This is a genomic window from Pseudomonas sp. KB_15, from assembly GCF_052114525.1.
GTDB lineage: Bacteria > Pseudomonadota > Gammaproteobacteria > Pseudomonadales > Pseudomonadaceae > Aquipseudomonas.
The window spans coordinates 1-640 of the sequence record NZ_JBFREX010000118.1 but is presented as its reverse complement, the minus strand read 5'-3'; the positions used below and the strand labels follow the sequence as shown (position 1 = coordinate 640).

Below are 640 nucleotides of genomic sequence, written 5' to 3'. Positions count from 1 at the left end.
GTCCGGTAGGGGACGGCGCGGCGTTTTTCATTCCGGGGACGGCAGCCGGACTAGGGCTGCTCCGCCGGGATGCTGAATTCCTCGATCTCCAGCAGCGGCTGCAGCATGTGGCCCCATTCCTTGTCCACATAGCCGCGCAGCTTGCCATCGGTCAGGTAGTTGGTCACGGCGCCCAGCGCCCAACCGACGTTGCCGGCGAGCAGGCACTTGGAAACGGTGCCGTTTTCCACGTCGACACTGTCCATCAGGCCGTATTGCGGGTGGTTCAGCGTGGGGAAGTTGTCGAGCAGCTTCTTCATGTTGGCCATCACCGCCTCGGGGTCCTCCTCGATCAACAGCAGGACCGAGTAGAGCGACACCACCGGGCCGGCACGGGTCGCCACGTGTTGCCCGCGCGGGTTGTAGCCGGAGCCGCCCAGCGAAGCCGGCGGCGTGCCGTACTCGGTGTATCCGGCGTTGGCCGGCACGGAAGCGGGCGAAAAGCCCCAGTAGCCAAAGGTGTCGAGGCCGTACTTGATCTGCGTCTTGGCCATGTTCGGATGCGAGCGCCCCCAGCTGTTGGGGCCCCATTTGGATTCGGAAATCACCACGGGCACCGCGAACGATTCGAACACCGAGCCGCCGTTGGTCGGCATGAAAT

1 protein-coding gene is annotated in these 640 nt (G+C 64.7%); it reads right to left on the bottom strand.

The features are described 5' to 3' along the window. Positions 1–50 precede the first annotated feature (50 nt). On the bottom strand, positions 51–640 hold a 590-nt coding region (locus AB4Z35_RS29975; protein ID WP_442101157.1), incomplete at its 5' end, for a hypothetical protein.